This is a genomic window from Agromyces sp. NPDC058126 (genome assembly GCF_042884595.1).
GTDB lineage: Bacteria > Actinomycetota > Actinomycetes > Actinomycetales > Microbacteriaceae > Agromyces.
The window spans coordinates 921,348-937,792 of the sequence record NZ_JBHVTS010000001.1 but is presented as its reverse complement, the minus strand read 5'-3'; the positions used below and the strand labels follow the sequence as shown (position 1 = coordinate 937,792).

Annotated in this window: 19 protein-coding genes; 5 read left to right on the top strand and 14 right to left on the bottom strand. The window is 68.9% G+C overall.

Going from position 1 to position 16,445, the window contains the following annotated elements:
- Positions 1–9 precede the first annotated feature (9 nt).
- Positions 10–849 (bottom strand): PP2C family protein-serine/threonine phosphatase, encoded by an 840-nt coding sequence (locus tag ACFVTR_RS04155; protein ID WP_387034995.1) that lies wholly within the window; start codon positions 847–849, stop codon positions 10–12.
- Complete coding sequence (locus ACFVTR_RS04150; protein ID WP_387034993.1) at positions 846–1,865, bottom strand: FHA domain-containing protein; 1,020 nt, start codon at positions 1,863–1,865, stop codon at positions 846–848. The genes ACFVTR_RS04155 and ACFVTR_RS04150 overlap by 4 nt, the downstream gene beginning before the upstream one ends.
- Before the next feature lie 147 nt (positions 1,866–2,012).
- On the opposite strand from ACFVTR_RS04150, the gene ACFVTR_RS04145 reads away from it, so the two are divergent.
- The gene (locus tag ACFVTR_RS04145; RefSeq protein WP_157422563.1) at positions 2,013–2,495 is read left to right on the top strand and encodes an Lrp/AsnC family transcriptional regulator; all 483 of its coding nucleotides are present in this window, start codon (positions 2,013–2,015) and stop codon (positions 2,493–2,495) included.
- 12 nt (positions 2,496–2,507) lie between these two features.
- Positions 2,508–3,893 carry an aspartate aminotransferase family protein gene (locus ACFVTR_RS04140; RefSeq protein WP_376940951.1) on the top strand — a complete coding sequence of 462 codons (1,386 nt, stop codon included), beginning with the start codon at positions 2,508–2,510 and terminating at the stop codon, positions 3,891–3,893.
- Positions 3,894–3,963: 70 nt separating this feature from the next.
- Here the strand turns inward: ACFVTR_RS04140 and ACFVTR_RS04135 are convergent, their stop codons facing one another.
- Positions 3,964–5,115 carry a DUF4192 family protein gene (locus ACFVTR_RS04135; RefSeq protein ID WP_387034990.1) on the bottom strand — a complete coding sequence of 384 codons (1,152 nt, stop codon included), beginning with the start codon at positions 5,113–5,115 and terminating at the stop codon, positions 3,964–3,966.
- 210 nt (positions 5,116–5,325) lie between these two features.
- Here ACFVTR_RS04135 and ACFVTR_RS04130 point away from each other — a divergent pair, with 210 nt between their 5' ends.
- From ACFVTR_RS04130 to ACFVTR_RS04120, 3 genes are all read left to right on the top strand, one after another.
- Positions 5,326–5,817, top strand: coding sequence for a methylated-DNA--[protein]-cysteine S-methyltransferase (locus ACFVTR_RS04130; protein WP_387034988.1), 492 nt, complete (start codon positions 5,326–5,328; stop codon positions 5,815–5,817).
- 5 nt (positions 5,818–5,822) lie between these two features.
- Positions 5,823–6,413 carry a DNA-3-methyladenine glycosylase I gene (locus ACFVTR_RS04125; protein ID WP_387035385.1) on the top strand — a complete coding sequence of 197 codons (591 nt, stop codon included), beginning with the start codon at positions 5,823–5,825 and terminating at the stop codon, positions 6,411–6,413.
- Positions 6,414–6,580: 167 nt separating this feature from the next.
- On the top strand, positions 6,581–7,396 hold the full coding sequence (locus tag ACFVTR_RS04120) for a M57 family metalloprotease (RefSeq protein WP_387034987.1): 816 nt from the start codon (positions 6,581–6,583) through the stop codon (positions 7,394–7,396).
- Positions 7,397–7,544: 148 nt separating this feature from the next.
- On the opposite strand, the gene ACFVTR_RS04115 is transcribed toward ACFVTR_RS04120, so the two are convergent.
- From ACFVTR_RS04115 to ACFVTR_RS04065, 11 genes are all read right to left on the bottom strand, one after another.
- Positions 7,545–8,306: a YaaA family protein gene (locus ACFVTR_RS04115; RefSeq protein WP_387034985.1), complete on the bottom strand. Its 762-nt coding sequence runs from the start codon at positions 8,304–8,306 to the stop codon at positions 7,545–7,547.
- Entirely contained in the window at positions 8,306–8,878 is a 573-nt protein-coding gene (locus ACFVTR_RS04110) for an AAA family ATPase (protein ID WP_387034983.1), read from the bottom strand. Before ACFVTR_RS04110 ends, ACFVTR_RS04115 begins: the two co-directional genes overlap by 1 nt.
- A gap of 10 nt (positions 8,879–8,888) precedes the next feature.
- Positions 8,889–9,149 carry a F0F1 ATP synthase subunit epsilon gene (locus ACFVTR_RS04105; protein WP_022888432.1) on the bottom strand — a complete coding sequence of 87 codons (261 nt, stop codon included), beginning with the start codon at positions 9,147–9,149 and terminating at the stop codon, positions 8,889–8,891.
- A gap of 2 nt (positions 9,150–9,151) precedes the next feature.
- Positions 9,152–10,612 carry a F0F1 ATP synthase subunit beta gene (gene atpD, locus ACFVTR_RS04100; RefSeq protein ID WP_022888431.1) on the bottom strand — a complete coding sequence of 487 codons (1,461 nt, stop codon included), beginning with the start codon at positions 10,610–10,612 and terminating at the stop codon, positions 9,152–9,154.
- A 23-nt stretch (positions 10,613–10,635) separates the two neighbouring features.
- Positions 10,636–11,532, bottom strand: coding sequence for a F0F1 ATP synthase subunit gamma (locus ACFVTR_RS04095; RefSeq protein WP_022888430.1), 897 nt, complete (start codon positions 11,530–11,532; stop codon positions 10,636–10,638).
- Positions 11,533–11,579: 47 nt separating this feature from the next.
- On the bottom strand, positions 11,580–13,220 hold the full coding sequence (atpA, locus tag ACFVTR_RS04090; RefSeq protein WP_022888429.1) for a F0F1 ATP synthase subunit alpha: 1,641 nt from the start codon (positions 13,218–13,220) through the stop codon (positions 11,580–11,582).
- A 92-nt stretch (positions 13,221–13,312) separates the two neighbouring features.
- Positions 13,313–14,107 (bottom strand): F0F1 ATP synthase subunit delta, encoded by a 795-nt coding sequence (locus ACFVTR_RS04085; protein ID WP_387034980.1) that lies wholly within the window; start codon positions 14,105–14,107, stop codon positions 13,313–13,315.
- A gap of 3 nt (positions 14,108–14,110) precedes the next feature.
- Complete coding sequence (locus ACFVTR_RS04080) at positions 14,111–14,674, bottom strand: F0F1 ATP synthase subunit B (protein ID WP_387034978.1); 564 nt, start codon at positions 14,672–14,674, stop codon at positions 14,111–14,113.
- A gap of 28 nt (positions 14,675–14,702) precedes the next feature.
- A complete protein-coding gene (gene atpE / locus ACFVTR_RS04075; protein ID WP_022888426.1) occupies positions 14,703–14,936 on the bottom strand; it encodes an ATP synthase F0 subunit C in 234 nt (77 codons plus the stop codon).
- A 45-nt stretch (positions 14,937–14,981) separates the two neighbouring features.
- Positions 14,982–15,779 carry a F0F1 ATP synthase subunit A gene (gene atpB / locus ACFVTR_RS04070; protein WP_387035384.1) on the bottom strand — a complete coding sequence of 266 codons (798 nt, stop codon included), beginning with the start codon at positions 15,777–15,779 and terminating at the stop codon, positions 14,982–14,984.
- Positions 15,780–15,942: 163 nt separating this feature from the next.
- Complete coding sequence (locus ACFVTR_RS04065; RefSeq protein WP_387034976.1) at positions 15,943–16,425, bottom strand: hypothetical protein; 483 nt, start codon at positions 16,423–16,425, stop codon at positions 15,943–15,945.
- Between the last annotated feature and the right edge of the window lie 20 nt (positions 16,426–16,445).

Below are 16,445 nucleotides of genomic sequence, written 5' to 3'. Positions count from 1 at the left end.
ATCCGCCGGTCAGGCCCTCGCCGACTCCCCGCCCTCGCCGTCGAGTTCGGGATCGCCGCCCGCCTCGGGGCGCACGACCTTCAGCACGTCGACCACGATGACGGTCACGTTGTCGCGCCCGCCGTTGCCGAGCGCGGCGTCGACGAGTTGCGCCGCGGCCTTCTCGGCGTTGGGGTTCGCGAGGAGGAAGTGGCGGATGCCGTACGAGGTCAGCTCCTTGGTGAGCCCGTCCGAGCAGATCAGCAACCGCATGCCGGGCTCGACGGCGATCGCCCGATAGTCGGGGATCGGCGCCTCGTGGAAGCCGACGGCCCGCGTGATCACGTTCGAGTGCGGGTGGGTGTCGGCCTCTTCGCGGGTGATCTGGCCCGCGTCGACGAGCTCCTGCACGATCGAGTGATCGACGGTGAGCTGTTCGAGCACCCCGCCGACGAGCCGGTAGACCCGGGAGTCGCCGATGTTGAACACGATCCAGGCCGGTTCGTCCGAGATGGTGCCGAGCGCGGCGCCCGTGACGGTGGTGCCGCTGCCCTCGTCGGTGACGCCGGCCCCGCGACCCATGTCCTGCACGGCGTGGTGCAGCGACGCGTCGATCTCGGGGGTGCCGATCGCCGGCTTGCCGCCGTGCTCGGCGAGCCGGGTGACGACCGCGGCGCTGGCGAAGTCGCCGGCGGCGTGACCGCCCATCCCGTCTGCGACGGCGAACACGGGCGCTTGGGCGACGTAGCTGTCCTCGTTGACCTCGCGGCGCAGCCCGGTGTCGGTGATCGCGGCCCAGGCGAGGGTGATCTCGGTGCCGTCGGGCAGGATGACCCGATGGCGGGCGTTGCCGTTGCCTATCTGCGTCACGTGTTCGGCCTGCTGTCTGCTCTGAGCGTCGGATCGACTCCTGGGGGTCGGAGGATCTCGATGATCGTATCGTCTCCGAGGTCGAGCCTCATGCCCGGAACGACCACGATCGATTCGCCGGCGCGCAGTCGTCGGGTGCCGTTCGGGCCGACCACGGTGGTGCCGTTCGTCGAGCGCAGGTCGCTCGCGACGAGGCGTTCGCCCTCGACCCGCAGCTCGAGGTGGGTGGAGGACACGACCCGCCCCGGCGAGTCGACCCGCACGAGCTGCGGGACGGGGCCCTCGGACGCGGCGATCCGCGGTGCGGCGGGTCGCCGTCCGACGAAGACCTGGCCGGCTGGGGTGAACGGCGCACCTCCCGCGATGCGCACGCTCGGGATCGAGCCGGCCCGGTCGTCGAGGGCGACGACCGCGCTCGGCCCGCTCGGCGGGCCCGCCGACGAGGCGACTCCGGCAGTCAGCACGGTGTCGACCTCGGTGGCCGGATGCCTCGCGTGGGCCGTGTCGGCCTCCCGCGCGAGCCGCTCGTCCTGGGCTTCGTCGGTGCGGCGCCATTCGATCGCGGACGCTCGGAGGCTCGCGCGGGCGTGGGCGACGACCGCGCCGCCGCCGAGCGGCGCCAGCGGCGCGACGGCCGCAGTGAGGCGGAGCCCGGACACCTCGTGGAACTCCGCGAGATGCCACGGCCTGATTCCGCGAGCGTCGAAGCGGCGACTCCCTCCGGGCGAGTCGAGGTCGACGACCGCGTCGCCCCGCGCGACCGCGGTCACCGATCCGGCGTCGCCGCCGCCCCACCACACGAGGGCGAAGGAGACGCCCGGGTCGTCGAGCGGTGCGGGGATGAGCGCGACGAGCCGCTCGAGGCTCGGTCGGGGGTCGCCGGCGGCCTCGGCGAGCGCGTCGAGCACGCGCGGATCGGCGGGCGCGGCGAGGATCGCGATGAAACGTTCGCCGACGATCGAATCCCACGCCGGGGCGCCGGCGGTCGCGAGACTCGTGACCGACCCGAGGAGCATGTCGTTCAGTCTGGCACTGCAGGGTGCCCGCCAGCGAGCCCGATTTGAGCAGCGAACGGGAGCGGAATGCATGGAATCCGTCGTCGAGCGTACGGAATTCAACGGAATCACTTGCCAGTGGCATCCTTCACTGTCACAATCGAGGGCATGACGAACGCAAGTCGTTCCAACGGGCATCGGCCGGTGCAGCTCGATGAGGTCTCCAAGGCGATCATCGAGCAGCTGCAGGCCGACGGCCGACGCTCCTATGCCGACATCGGCAAGGCGGTCGGCCTCTCCGAGGCTGCCGTCAGGCAGCGAGTGCAGCGCCTGACCGAGTCGGGCGTGATGCAGATCGTCGCGGTGACCGATCCGATGCAGCTCGGGTTCACCCGCCAGGCGATGATCGGCATCCGGGCGTCCGGCGACACCCGGGTCCTCGCCGAGCAGCTGTCCGAGATCCCCGAGATCGACTACGTCGTGCTCACCGCGGGCAGCTTCGACCTGCTCGCCGAGGTCGTGTGCGAGAACGACGAGGAGCTCATCTCCCTGCTCAATTCGCGCATCCGGAACCTCGACGGCGTGAACTCGACGGAGACGTTCGTCTACCTCAAGCTCCAGAAGCAGTTCTACAACTGGGGCACTCGCTAAGAAGGGAAGATCATGACCGACACGGTCTACGACAACGCCGCACTGCAGCAGAAGGCGAAGGACCATCTCTGGATGCACTTCGCCCGGCAGTCCACGATGGAGACCTCGGGCGTGCCGATCATCACCAAGGGCGAGGGCCACCGCGTCTTCGACATCAACGGCAAGAGCTACATCGACGGTCTCGCCGGACTCTTCGTGGTCAACGCCGGCCACGGCCGCAAGCGCCTCGCGCAGGCGGGCGCGAAGCAGGCCGAGGAGCTCGCCTTCTTCCCGATCTGGTCCTACGCGCATCCGAAGGCGATCGAACTGGCCGACCGCCTCGCCGACTACGCGCCCGGCGACCTCAACCACGTGTTCTTCTCGACCGGCGGCGGCGAGGCGGTCGAGACCGCCTACAAGCTGGCGAAGAACTACTGGAAGCTCATGGGCAAGCCGAGCAAGTACAAGGTGATCTCGCGCGCCCTCGCATACCACGGCACCCCCCAGGGCGCCCTCGCCGTCACGGGCCTGCCGATCAAGGCCCCGTTCGAGCCGATCACCCCCGGCGGCCTGCGCGTTCCGAACACCAACTTCTACCGTGCGGCCGACATGGGCGCCCCCACCGGCAGCGAGGAGGAGTTCGGCATCTGGGCCGCGAACCGCATCGAGGAGCAGATCCTCATGGAGGACCCCGACACCGTCGCGGCCGTCTTCCTCGAGCCGGTGCAGAACTCGGGCGGCTGCTTCCCGCCGCCCCCCGGCTACTTCCAGCGCGTGCGCGAGATCTGCGACAAGTACGACGTGCTGCTCGTCTCCGACGAGGTCATCTGCGCGTTCGGCCGCATCGGCCACATGTTCGCGTGCGACGAGTACGGCTACGTGCCCGACATGATCACCTGCGCGAAGGCGATGACCTCGGGCTACGCACCGATGGGTGCGACCATCATCAACGAGCGCATCTACGAGCCGTTCTCGAAGGGCGACACGACCTTCTACCACGGCTACACGTGGGCCGGTCACCCGGTGTCGGCCGCCGTCGCGCTCGAGAACCTCGACATCTTCGAGGAGGAGAACCTCCTCCAGCACGTGCGCGACAACTCGCCGCTGTTCCGCGCCGAGCTCGAGAAGCTCAGCGACCTTCCGATCGTGGGCGACGTCCGCGGCGCCGGCTACTTCTTCGCCGTCGAGCTCGTGAAGGACAAGGCAACGCGCGAGACCTTCAACGAGGACGAGTCGGAGCGGCTGCTCCGCGGCTTCCTCTCGACGGCCCTGTTCGACGCGGGCCTGTACTGCCGCGCCGACGACCGCGGCGACCCCGTGATCCAGCTCTCGCCGCCGCTCACGATCGGCGTGCCCGAGTTCCAGGAGATCGAGCAGATCCTGCGGAGCGTGCTCACCGAGGCGTCGAACCGCCTCTGATCGCGCACGGCCACAGGGGGTGGCGCCGGGCTCGCCCGGCGCCACCCCCTGCTGCGTCCCGCGCGCCGCCTCACCCCGCACCGTGCTCCCGAGGTCGGGAGAACGCCCATTCGGGGAGCGCTCCGCTGCCGAGGTGCCGGTCGAGCAGGGTCGCCATGGTGTGCTCGGGGTCGAGTTCGAGCGCGGCGTCGAGGAGCGCGCCCGCCGCCGACCCACGCCCGAGCGCCCACATCAGCCAGGCCATGATGCAGAGCGGCCCCGGACGGTGCGGATCGGGAGCGTCGGCGATCATCCGACGGAGGACGTCGACCGAGCGCTCGACGCGCGCGCGTTCGGGGCGCAGCACGGTCTGCCCCATGAGGAGCCGGGCGAGCAGCTCAGAGACCGAGTCGTCCGACTCGACTGCGAGCTCGCCCAGCACGAGCTCCTCGGCCGTCATCCCCCGCGACTCCGCCCGTTCGAGGCTCGACGCGGCATCGTCGTGCGCGGCCGCGCCGACCAGCGGGCCGAACGCGAACTGGAGCATCATCCCGTCGCGGAACGCCGGTCGCGCGGCCAGGTGCAGGAACCAGGCGGCTGTCCGTGCAGGAACCGACCCCGGCTCGAGCAGGTGCTCGACGAGCTCGACCGGGTCGAGGTCGGCGCCGAGCCGGGTGAACTCCGCGCCGCTCGGATCGGCCGCCTCGAGACGGTCGAGCGCCCGCACGACCGCAGCGGTGCGCCGCGGATCGCGCTCGGGGATGAGCGCGTACACGACGGGTTCGTGCCGGCGGTCATCGGCGCAGGGCGCGGGCCGCAACGCGTCGATCAGCGCGAGCGGATGCCCCGTCGGTGGGAGTGCGGGGTCGAGATAGGAACCCCAGCCGTCGTTCGCGACGCAGAGCCCGTCGCGCACGACGAAGCCCGCTTCGCTCGCGCGCGCCGCGAGGAGTTCGACGAGTCGGCGCTCGGGAGCGTCGCCGCGATCGGCGAACCCCGCCTCGGTGTAGACGACGGGGACCACCCCGTCGACGCCCGGCATGCGGCAGAGGGTGGCGACGACGACCGCGACGAGCGCGCTCCGGTCGCGCGAACGGCGAGGGAGGTCGTGTCGGAGCACCCCGACGGTCCGGCTGCCCTCGAACGCCACGCAGACGAGCGAACGCACCGGCTCGAAGCCCGCGAGGCTCGGCACGAAGGCCAGGAACTCGTGCGCCGATCCGGCGCGGATGATGGTGGTCATGCCCCGACGATGCCCCGCGCAGCGGGCGGGCGCGGCCGCCGCCCGTACGGACGACGAGGTCCGCCCACCGACCGCGGCTGTGGAGGAGCGGTCGCCCGGCGGGGCCTGTGCCCCCACGTGACTCCTCCTCCACACCGGCGCAGTCGTGGGCGTCGTCGCCATGTCCGATTCTCGCGAGATCGTGTCGGAGGCCGAGGTTACGCTCGAAGCATGACCAACGTGTTCCTCATCCGTCTCGACAGCCCCATCGGCCGCATCGAGGTCGTCGCCGGCGACGACGCCGTGACCGGTCTCTCCATCGAATGCGACGGCGTCCTCCCCCACGACGACTCCCCCGAGCGATCCAACGCCGTGCTCGACCGTGCACGGGTCGAACTCGACGAGTACTTCAGCGGTTCCCGCACCGACTTCGATCTCCCCGTCCGCCTCGAGGGCACCGAGTTCCAGCAGTCGGTCTGGGCCGAACTCCGCCGACTCGGCTGGGGCGAGGCCGTGTCGTACGGGTCGCTCGCCGCCGCGGTCGGCCGCCCGGGCTCGGCCCGCGCGATCGGCGGCGCCGTCGGCGCGAACCCGATTCCGATCATCGTCGGCTGCCACCGCGTGCTCGCCTCCGACGGTCGCATCACCGGGTACTCGGGCGGAGAGGGCATCCCCACCAAGCTCTGGCTCCTCGGGCACGAGCGCATCGGCTTCGCCGCGTGAGCGTGATCCCCCGGCCCGATGTGGTCGTGGGTGACGACGGACTCGCGCGCTGCGCCTGGGGTGCGGCCGATCCCGAGTACCGTCGCTATCACGACGAGGAGTGGGGCACCCCGCAGCACGATCCGCAGCGGCTCTTCGAGAAGGTGTGCCTCGAGGGCTTCCAGGCCGGGCTCTCCTGGATCACGATCCTCCGCAGGAGGCCCGCCTTCCGCGAGGTCTTCCACGGGTTCGACCCGCACCTCGTCGCCGCGATGACCGACGACGACGTCGAACGGCTCCTCGGCGATGCGCGGATCATCCGGCACCGCGGCAAGATCCGCGCGACGATCACCAACGCGCGCGCCGCACTCGAGCTCGAACCGCCGCTCGACGAGCTGCTCTGGGGCTTCGCCCCTCCCCCGCGCCCGAACGCTCCGGGCTCGTTCGCCGAGGTGCCGGCCACCACGCCCGAGTCGAGCGCCATGAGCCGCGAACTGCGTCGCCGTGGGTTCGCCTTCGTCGGACCGACCACCATGTACGCACTCATGCAGGCAGCGGGAATGGTCGACGACCACGTGGCGGGTTGCTTCCGGGCGAAGGATTCCCGCAGCGTCTGATGCGCGCGCCCGCGGCGCGGAACACCCCTGAAATCCTTGACACCTTCGAATCGCGCAGGCTACGTTGTGCCTACTTCGGGGGGTAGGCAACGACGCCCGACCCGCGGGCCCGAAGCCGCTCGCCGACCAGGCGAGCGGAGATCGCTCATTTCAGAAGGAGCACATGCATGCGCATCACGAGAACACTCGCGCTCGCCGCCACCGCGGCAGCCGCGCTCGCCGTCGGCACGGCAATCCCGGCCGCCGGCGCAACCCCGCTCGATGACTCCGACGTTCCCTCCTACCAGGAGTTCTCGGCATCGACCTTCCGAGACGTCGACGGCGGCTACATCGTCAACGGTGACGAGCTGATCTCGGGCAAGAGCGAGCTGCGGTCGTTCTACGACCAGCTCGTCGGACCCGAGACGCCGACCGACGGCCTCATCGTCAACACGGTCAACGGCGCCGACGACAAGTGGTCGGCCTCGCAGGTGGGCAACCTCACCTACTGCGTGAGCACGAAGTTCGGCACGCGTCACGCCGATGTCGTCAGCGCGATGGCGAGCGGCGCCGCCCTCTGGGAGTCCGCCTCGTCGAAGATCAACTTCGTGCACGTGAGCAGCGCCGACGGCCAGTGCACGACGCGCAACAAGTCGGTCCTGTTCTCGGTCGAGCCGGTGCAGACCTCGCAGTACATCGCACGCGCCTTCTTCCCGAGCTCGCCCGACCGCCAGCAGAACGTGCTCATCGACGACTCGATCTGGAGCTCGGGCTCGTGGACTCCGACCAACATCCTCGGCCATGAACTCGGGCACACCCTCGGCTTCCGGCACGAGCACACGCGCCCCGAATCGGGCACCTGCTTCGAGGACAACAACTGGCGTCCGCTGACGCCGTACGACTCGGCCTCGATCATGCACTACCCGCAGTGCAACGGCTCGTCCGACGACCTGTCGATGACGAACTCCGACCGCTCGGGCGTCGTCGCACTCTACGGCGGCTGAGTCACCGCTCGCATCCACTCCCATTGTCAAGGCCCGCTGGGTCCGGTCGTGTTCGACCGGACCCAGCGGTGCGTCATGACGTCGCAATGCCGGGGCCGAGCCATGACGAGGTGCGACACCGCAGCCACCGAGTCGTCAGCGTGGCGAATCAGGCGACGAGTTCCACCTCGCGCGGCGACGCCGCGCCGCGCTCCTCGCCGAGTTGCATCGAGAAGCCCGCAGCGAGCGCCCAGTCGAGCATCTCGTCGAGGGTGCCGAGCTCGGGCCGAGCCTCGAGCACGGCGCGGGTGAACCGCCCCTTCGCCTGCTTGTTGAAGTGGTTCAGCGCCCGCTTGCGCCCGGTGCCGTCGACCGAGACGACGCGCACGTAGACGCTGCCGGGGCGCACCGGCGCCGGGCCGAGTTCGGCGTAGCCCTCGGAGCGGAGGTCGATGATGAGACCGGGCTCGCGGCCGAGCACCTCGGCGATCGGCGCACGCCAATGCGCCTTCAGACGCAGCCCGGGCAGCTTCGAGTCGTGCGAGAGGCGGTACGCCGGCACGGGGTCGAGCGCACCGACGAGCCCGAGGAGGGCTGAGTGCACGACGACGGTGCGGCCCGCGAACTCGCGTGCGGCCGCATCGAGCGACGGGGCGTCGAGGGCGTCGAAGAGCACCCCGGTGTAGCGATCGATCGCCGCCATGGTCGGAGCACTCGGAAGTTCGCGATTACGGTCGACCTCGGCGGCCTGCCGGGGCCCGAGCTTCAGTGCCCGCATCATCGCCTCGCCGTCGACCGAGAGCTCGTCCAGCGCGGCGAGCGTCTGCTCACGGGCGGCGGAGAGCGTCGGGAACGAGAGCGTAGTAAGCGCCAGGGGCGCGTCGGCGCCGCCGTCGCGCTTCGTCTCGGACGGCGGGAGAAGGATCCGCACTACGCGCCGATGAAGGCGAGCGCTGCGTCGACGTTCGTGCCGAGCGTCTCGATGCTGTCGATCGTGACGCGCGGCAGTGCCGACGAGGGGCCGGTCCAGGCGGCGTACCCCTCGAGGCTCTGCTCGACGGCACGCCAGGTGGTCTCCTCGAGGTGGGGCAGCCTGCGCTCGCGCTTCTCGAGTCGGGCCCGGTGCAGCTCCTCGTCGGAGCAGACGACCTCGATGACCCGCAGGCGCACGTCGGCCCGCTCGGCGAGATCCCGCCACTGCAGGCGGGCGGCCTCCGCGGCGTTCACCGCGTCGACGATCACCGTGCGGCCCGAGTCGAGCTCCTTCTCGGCGATCTCCTCGGCGACGAGGTAGGCGGCGAGGCCCGTGGGCTGGTCGGCGTCGATCCCGGCGCGCAGAATCGCCGATTCGATCGGGTCGACCGACACGACCGTGGCGCCGAGGCGGGCGCCGACGATCTGGGCGATCGTCGACTTTCCCGCGCCCGGCAACCCGGCCATGACGATGAGTTGGGTGACGCTCAGGTCACCGAACTGGCGGTCGAACGGCTGCTCCCCCTGCATCCGCTTCCCCTCAGGAGAGTTCGGCGCGAGACGCGACGACTTGCACCGAGTTGGACTGCACCGAGAGGAACCCGTCCTCGGCGCTCGCGGTGACCTTCTCACCGCTGGGCAGGGTGACGCGCACCTCGCCGCCGGCGAGGATCGCGAGCATCGGCTCGTGACCCGGCAGGATGCCGATCTCGCCTTCGACGGTCTTCGCGACCACCATGGCCGCCTCGCCCGACCAGACTTCCTGGTCGGCCGAGACGACACTCACGTTGAGGGCGGCCATGCTCAGCCGTTCTCCTTCTGGATGCGGGCCCACTGCTCCTCGACGTCGGAGATGCCACCGACGTTGAAGAAGGCCTGCTCGGCCACGTGGTCGAAGTCACCGCGGGCGATGGCGTCGAACGACTCGATGGTGTCCTTCAGGGGGACGGTCGAGCCCTCGACACCGGTGAACTTCTTCGCCATGTAGGTGTTCTGCGAGAGGAACTGCTGGATGCGACGCGCGCGGGCGACGGTGATCTTGTCTTCCTCGGAGAGCTCGTCGACACCGAGGATCGCGATGATCTCCTGGAGCTCCTTGTTCTTCTGGAGGATCTGCTTGACCGTCGTCGCGACGCGGTAGTGGTCCTCGCCCAGGTAGCGGGGGTCCATGATGCGCGACGTCGAGGTCAGCGGGTCGATCGCGGGGTAGAGACCCTTCGACGCGATCTCGCGCGAGAGCTCGGTCGTCGCGTCGAGGTGCGCGAAGGTGGTCGCCGGCGCCGGGTCGGTGTAGTCGTCGGCGGGGACGTAGATCGCCTGCAGCGAGGTGATCGAGTGACCGCGCGTCGAGGTGATGCGCTCCTGGAGGATGCCCATCTCGTCGGCGAGGTTCGGCTGGTAGCCCACCGCGGAGGGCATGCGGCCGAGCAGGGTCGACACCTCGGAACCCGCCTGCGTGAAGCGGAAGATGTTGTCGATGAAGAGGAGGACGTCCTGCTTCTGCACGTCGCGGAAGTACTCGGCCATGGTGAGGGCCGAGAGGGCGACGCGCAGACGCGTCCCGGGCGGCTCGTCCATCTGGCCGAAGACGAGGGCGGTCTTGTCGAAGACGCCCGCCTCCTCCATCTCGTGGATGAGGTCGTTGCCCTCACGGGTGCGCTCGCCGACACCGGCGAACACCGACACACCACCGTGGTCCTGCGCGACGCGCTGAATCATCTCCTGGATGAGGACGGTCTTGCCGACGCCCGCACCACCGAAGAGGCCGATCTTTCCACCCTGCACGTACGGGGTGAGGAGGTCGATCGACTTGATGCCGGTCTCGAAGAGCTGCGTCTTCGACTCGAGCTGGTCGAATGCCGGGGGCTTGCGGTGGATCGGCCAGCGCTCGGTGATCTCGAGCTGCTCGCCGGGCTCGCCGTTCAGCACCTCGCCGATGACGTTGAAGACCTTGCCCTTGGTGATGTCGCCGACGGGCACCGAGATCGGCGAGCCGGTGTCGCGCACCTCCTGGCCGCGGACGAGGCCGTCGGTCGGCTTCAGGGCGATCGCACGGACGACGTCGTCGCCGAGGTGCTGTGCGACCTCGAGCGTCAGCGTGGAGGTCTCGCCGCCGAGGGAGATCTCGGTCTGCAGTGCGTTGTAGATCTCGGGGATCGAGTCGTGCGGGAACTCGATGTCGACGACGGGGCCGGTGACGCGGGCGATGCGTCCGACAGCGCCGGCGGCACGCTCGGCGACCGGCGCGGTTGCGGTGTCAGTCATTCTGCTCTCTCTTTTCTGAGTTGCTACTTGGCGGCGACGAGCGCGTCCGCGCCGCCCACGATCTCGGAGATCTGCTGCGTGATCTCGGCCTGGCGCGCGTTGTTCGCCAGGCGGGTGTAGTCGGTGATGAGCTTGTCGGCGTTGTCGGAGGCCGACTTCATCGCCTTCTGCGTGGCGGCGTGCTTGGCAGCGGCCGACTGCAGGAGGGCGTTGAAGATGCGGCTCTCGATGTACACCGGCAGCAGCCCGTCGAGCACCGTCTCGACGTCGGGCTCGAACTCGTACAGCGGCTGGACCGTCGCATCGGGCTCTTCGACGCCCTCGACGACCTCGAGCGGCAGCAGGCGCACGACCGTGGGGGTCTGCGTCATCATGCTCACGAAGGTGTTGTAGACCACGTGGATCTCGTCGACACCGCCGTCGGACGCGTCGCGCAGGAAGGACTCGAGCACCGCGTCGGCGATCTCCTTGGCCAGCTCGAACTCGGGGTTCTCGGAGCTGCCCGTCCACTGCCGCTCGGACTCCCGGTGACGGAACTGGAAGTATCCGACCGCCTTGCGTCCGACGAGGAAGTACACGACCTCCTTGCCCTGCGAGCGGAGGAGCTCGGCGAGCTCCTCCGCCTCGCGCAGGACCTGCGAGTTGAATGCGCCGGCGAGGCCGCGGTCGCTCGTGAGGATCACGATCGCCGCGCGCTCGATCTTCTCGGGCTCGGTCGTCAGCACGTGGTCGACGTTCGAGTACGTCGCCACGGCCGAGACGGCACGGGTGATCGCCCGCGAGTACGGCGTCGAAGCCGACACCCGAGCCTGCGCCTTCTGGATGCGCGAGGCGGCGATGAGCTCCATCGCCTTGGTGATCTTCTTCGTCGTCTGGGCAGACTTGATCTTCTGCCGGTAGACCCGAAGTTGCGCTCCCATGTCTCTCCTGTATCCCTACGTCAGCGGTTCAGTTCGCCGGGTCCGCCTTAGCGGCGACCCTTGACGATCTTTTCCTGGTTGACGTCTTCCGCGGCAATGGCCTCGAACTGCTCCGAGCCGACCGAGGCGAGCGGCTTGCCCTCACCGGTCTGGAACTCGCTCTTGAAGGTCGCGACCGACGACTCGAGCTTCTGGATCGTCTCGTCCTCGAGCTTGTTCGTCGAACGCAGCACCTCGAACACGTCGGTGTTGCGGCGCAGGTAATCGAGGAACTCGCTCTCGAAGCGGAGGATGTCCTCAACGGGCACCTCGTCGAGGTGGCCCTTCGTGCCGGCCCAGATCGAGACGACCTGGTCCTCGACGGGGTACGGCGAGTACTGCGGCTGCTTGAGGAGCTCGGTCAGGCGCGCACCACGTGCCAGCTGACGACGGCTCGCGGCGTCGAGGTCGGACGCGAACATCGCGAAGGCCTCGAGCGAACGGTACTGGGCGAGCTCGAGCTTCAGCGTGCCCGAGACCGACTTGATCGACTTGACCTGCGCGTCGCCACCGACTCGCGAGACCGAGATGCCGACGTCGACGGCCGGACGCTGGTTCGCGTTGAAGAGGTCGGACTGGAGGAAGATCTGGCCGTCGGTGATCGAGATCACGTTGGTCGGGATGTACGCCGAGACGTCGTTCGCCTTCGTCTCGATGATCGGGAGACCGGTCATCGAGCCGGCGCCGAGCTCGTCGGAGAGCTTGGCGCAACGCTCCAGCAGACGCGAGTGCAGGTAGAAGACGTCGCCGGGGTACGCCTCGCGTCCCGGCGGACGACGGAGGAGGAGCGACACGGCGCGGTAGGCCTCGGCCTGCTTCGACAGGTCGTCGAAGATGATGAGGACGTGCTTGGAGTCGTACATCCAGTGCTGGCCGATGGCCGAGCCGGTGTACGGCGCGAGGTACTTGAAGCCGGCCGGGTCGGAGGCCGGGGCGGCGACGATGGTGGTGTACTCCATCGCGCCGGCGTCTTCGAGGGCGCCCTTCACCGAGGCGATGGTCGAGCCCTTCTGGCCGATGGCGACGTAGATGCAGCGAACCTGCTTGTTGACGTCGCCCGACTCCCAGTTGGCCTTCTGGTTGATGATCGTGTCGATCGCGATGGCCGTCTTGCCGGTCTGGCGGTCGCCGATGATGAGCTGACGCTGGCCGCGGCCGACGGGGATCATCGCGTCGATGGCCTTGATGCCGGTCTGGAGCGGCTCGTGCACCGACTTGCGCTGCATGACGCCGGGCGCCTGCAGCTCGAGGGCACGGCGGCCTTCGATGCCGGTGATCTCGCCGAGGCCATCGATCGGGTTGCCGAGCGGGTCGACGACACGGCCGAGGTAGCCCTCGCCGACGGGGACGGAGAGGACCTCGCCCGTGCGGGTCACCTCCATGCCCTCTTCGATGCCGGTGAACTCGCCGAGCACGACGACGCCGATCTCGTCTTCGTCGAGGTTCTGCGCGAGGCCGAGCGTGCCGTCCGCGAAGCGGACGAGCTCGTTCGCCATGACGGAGGGGAGGCCCCCGACGTGAGCGATGCCGTCGCCGGCGTCGGTGACGTAGCCGACTTCGGTCTTCTGCGCCTGGCCCGGCTCGTACGACGAGACGAACTCCGAGAGAGCCGAACGGATCTCGTCGGGGCTGATGGAGAGTTCTGCCATTGCCATTTCCTTTTCTGGGCCGAGCCTCATGGGCGCCGGATGCAGTGTGTTTGTCTGGCGGCGCTGGACGCCGGTCGTGATGTCAACCGGCGTCAGCCGGCAAGCTTCTGCCGCAGCGAGCTGAGGCGGCTGGCGACGCTGCCGTCGATGACGTCGTCGCCGATCTGAACGCGGATCCCGCCGAGGAGGGCGGGATCGACGATCGTGTCGAATCGGATGGGTCGGCCGGACTGGGCCTGAAGGCCCTGCTCGAGCCGGGCGAGCTGCTCAGTCGAGAGCGGTGCTGCCGAGGTGACGGTCGCGATGTCGAAGCCGCGCTGGTCGGCGACGACGGTGGCCGCGTGCCGGAGGGCTTCGCCGATGCGGCGGCCGCGGGGCTGCTGCACGAGGTTCTGCACGATCGCCACGGTCTGCGGGGAGGCCTTGCCGCCGAGCAGACGGTCGACGAGCTTCGACTTGACGTCGACCGCGCTGAGCTTCGAACCGAGCGCGAGCTCGAGTTCGGAGTCGGTCGCGACCGCACGGTCGAAGGCGAAGAGCTCGGCGTCGATGTCGACGCCCTCCGCTGCCGAGTCGGCCGCGATGCGGTAACCCAGCTCCTCGATGCCGGCGAGGAAGTCCCCGCCGCTCGACCAACGGCTCGATGCGGCGGTCACGACCAGCGACACCGCCGCGGCCGGCAGCTGCGTGCCGAAGACGCGCTCGACGAGCGCGCGCTTCTGCGTGGCATCCGCTTCGGCGTCGGTGAGCGCCGTGCGCAGCTGCGACGACGACCCGATCACCCGGCCGGCGGCGAGGAGACCCTCGGCGACGGCAAGGTCGGCCCGGCCGAGCTCGGCGAGCGCAGCCCGCGACCCGGCCAGGGCCTCTCTCGTAGCGCTACCCATGGGTTACTTCTTCCCTCCGGCGGTGGCCTCGGAGGCCTCCAGGTCGGCGAGGAAACGGTCGACGACGGCGGTCGCCTTGGCGTCGTCGGAGAGCGACTCGCCGATCACGCCGGAGGCGAGATCGATCGCGAGGGTGCCCACCTCGGAGCGGAGCGAGACGAGCGCGGTCTGACGCTCGGCCTCGATCTGCGCCTGCGCGCTCGCGGTGACGCGAGCGGCCTCGGCGGTCGCGGTGTCCTTGGCCTCGGCGACGATCTTCTTGCCGTCCTCGCGGGCCGTCTCGCGGATGCGACCGGCCTCGGTTCGAGCGTCGGCGAGCTGCGCCGTGTACTCCTCGAGAGCGGCCTCGGCCTTGCGCTGGGCCTCGTCGGCCTTCGCGATGTTGCCTTCGATCGCCTCAGCACGCTCGTCGAGCAGCTTCTGGACGCGCGGGAGCACGTACTTCCAGAAGAAGACGAGGATGATGACGAAGCAGACCGACGACCAGATGATGTCGTACGACTCCGGAATCACCGGGCTGTGCGTCTCGCCACCCTCGGTTGCAGCGCTCAGTACTGCATGAAGCACGTTGGCCTCCTCAGTTGCGGCGGGTGGATCAGACGAAGATGAAGTAGGTCGCGATACCGATGAAGGCGAGCGCCTCGGTGAAGGCGATACCGATCCACATCAGAACCTGCAGGCGGCCGGCCAGCTCGGGCTGGCGGGCGACGCCCTCGATCGTCTTGCCGACGACGATGCCCACGCCGATGGCCGGGCCGATCGCCGCGAGGCCGTAGCCGACCGTCGCGATGTTGCCGTTGATCTCGGCGAGAACGGTGGTTGCGTCCACGTTGGGTTTCCTTTCCTAGGGAATGTTCTGGGCGGGTGCCCGGGCTCAGTGCTCTTCTGCGACCGCGAGCTGGATGTAGACCGCGGTGAGAAGTGCGAAGACGTACGCCTGCAGGACGGCGACGAGGACCTCGAACAGCGTGAACGCGAGTCCGAAGGCCAGGGTGCCGGCGCCGAGGATGGTCCACCAGCCGCTGAGCTGGAAGACGAAGAACTGCGTGGCTGCGAAGAAGAGCACGAGCAGCAGGTGGCCGACGATCATGTTCATCATGAGTCGGAGCGTCAGCGTGATGGGCCGGATGATGAAGGTCGAGATGAACTCGATCGGCGTGACGATGATGTACACCGGCCACGGCACGCCCGAGGGGAAGAGGGCGTTCTTGAAGAAGTTCTTGGGGCTCTTCTTGACGCCCGCGTAGATGAAGGTGATGTACGCGACGATCGCGAGCACGAGCGGGACGCCGATGACCGAGGTGCCGGCGATGTTCAGGAACGGAATGACACCCGTCAGGTTCATGAACAGGATCATGAAGAACATCGTCGTGAGGATCGGCAGGAACCGCTTGCCGTCCTTCTTGCCGAGCAGGTCGTCGGCGATGTTGACGCGCACCATGTCGAGACCCATCTCGACGAGGCTCTGGAAGCGGCCCGGGACGACCTTCATGCGTCGGGTGCCGAGCCAGAAGACCAGGACCAGTGCGATCACTGCGACCCAGCGCACCAGGATGATGCGGTTGACCTCGAAGTCCGTGCCCTCGAACAGGAGCGGGCCGGGGAAGAATTCCTCGATCGACGGACCGTGGAACTCACCGTCTTCGGTGGCAGTCGGAACCAGCAGGTTCAGAGCGTGTGCTAGCAGCGCTTTCTCCTGTTTCGGGGCGTGGAGCTCGGCTCTCGCGACGACGAACATGGGCCTCGGTTCGCCCATGCGTGATGAGGGCAGAACCGTGGGGGGATCGGGAATACTCTAGCAAGACTTCTACGAGCAGACGAATTCAGAATCGAGTTCAGTCGTCCTCGGGTGCTTTCGGCAGTTCGACGTCGCTCGCGTAGGGCAGCCGCGACTTCGCGACGACGAGCACGTCGACCACGAGTGAGGCCAGAACGCCGGCCACGAGGCTGAGGAACAGCACCGTCGTGTCGAGCCACGCGGCATCCCGGAGCAGCACGACGAGCACGATGAAGACGATGAACTTCAGGAGCCATCCGCCGAGCACGATGCCGAAGAACGCGCCCACGAAGAGGTCGCTGCCCGAGAAGCGGTTGGCGAGGAGGATGCTCGCCGCGGTGATGCCCATGAACACCACCGCCATGGTGGTGCCGATGAGGGCGCCCCAGAGGCCGGGGAGCCCCGCGAAGACGAGGCCGAGCACCGCGCTCACCACGAGGATCACGGCGGCGAGCACGCCGCCCCAGATGAGGGCGCGGCGGAGCACCGGGTTCGAGGTCGGCGTGCGGTCGGCGGGCTGTGCGGGACGTGCGTCGGTCATCATGCTCCAGTCGGGGGTCG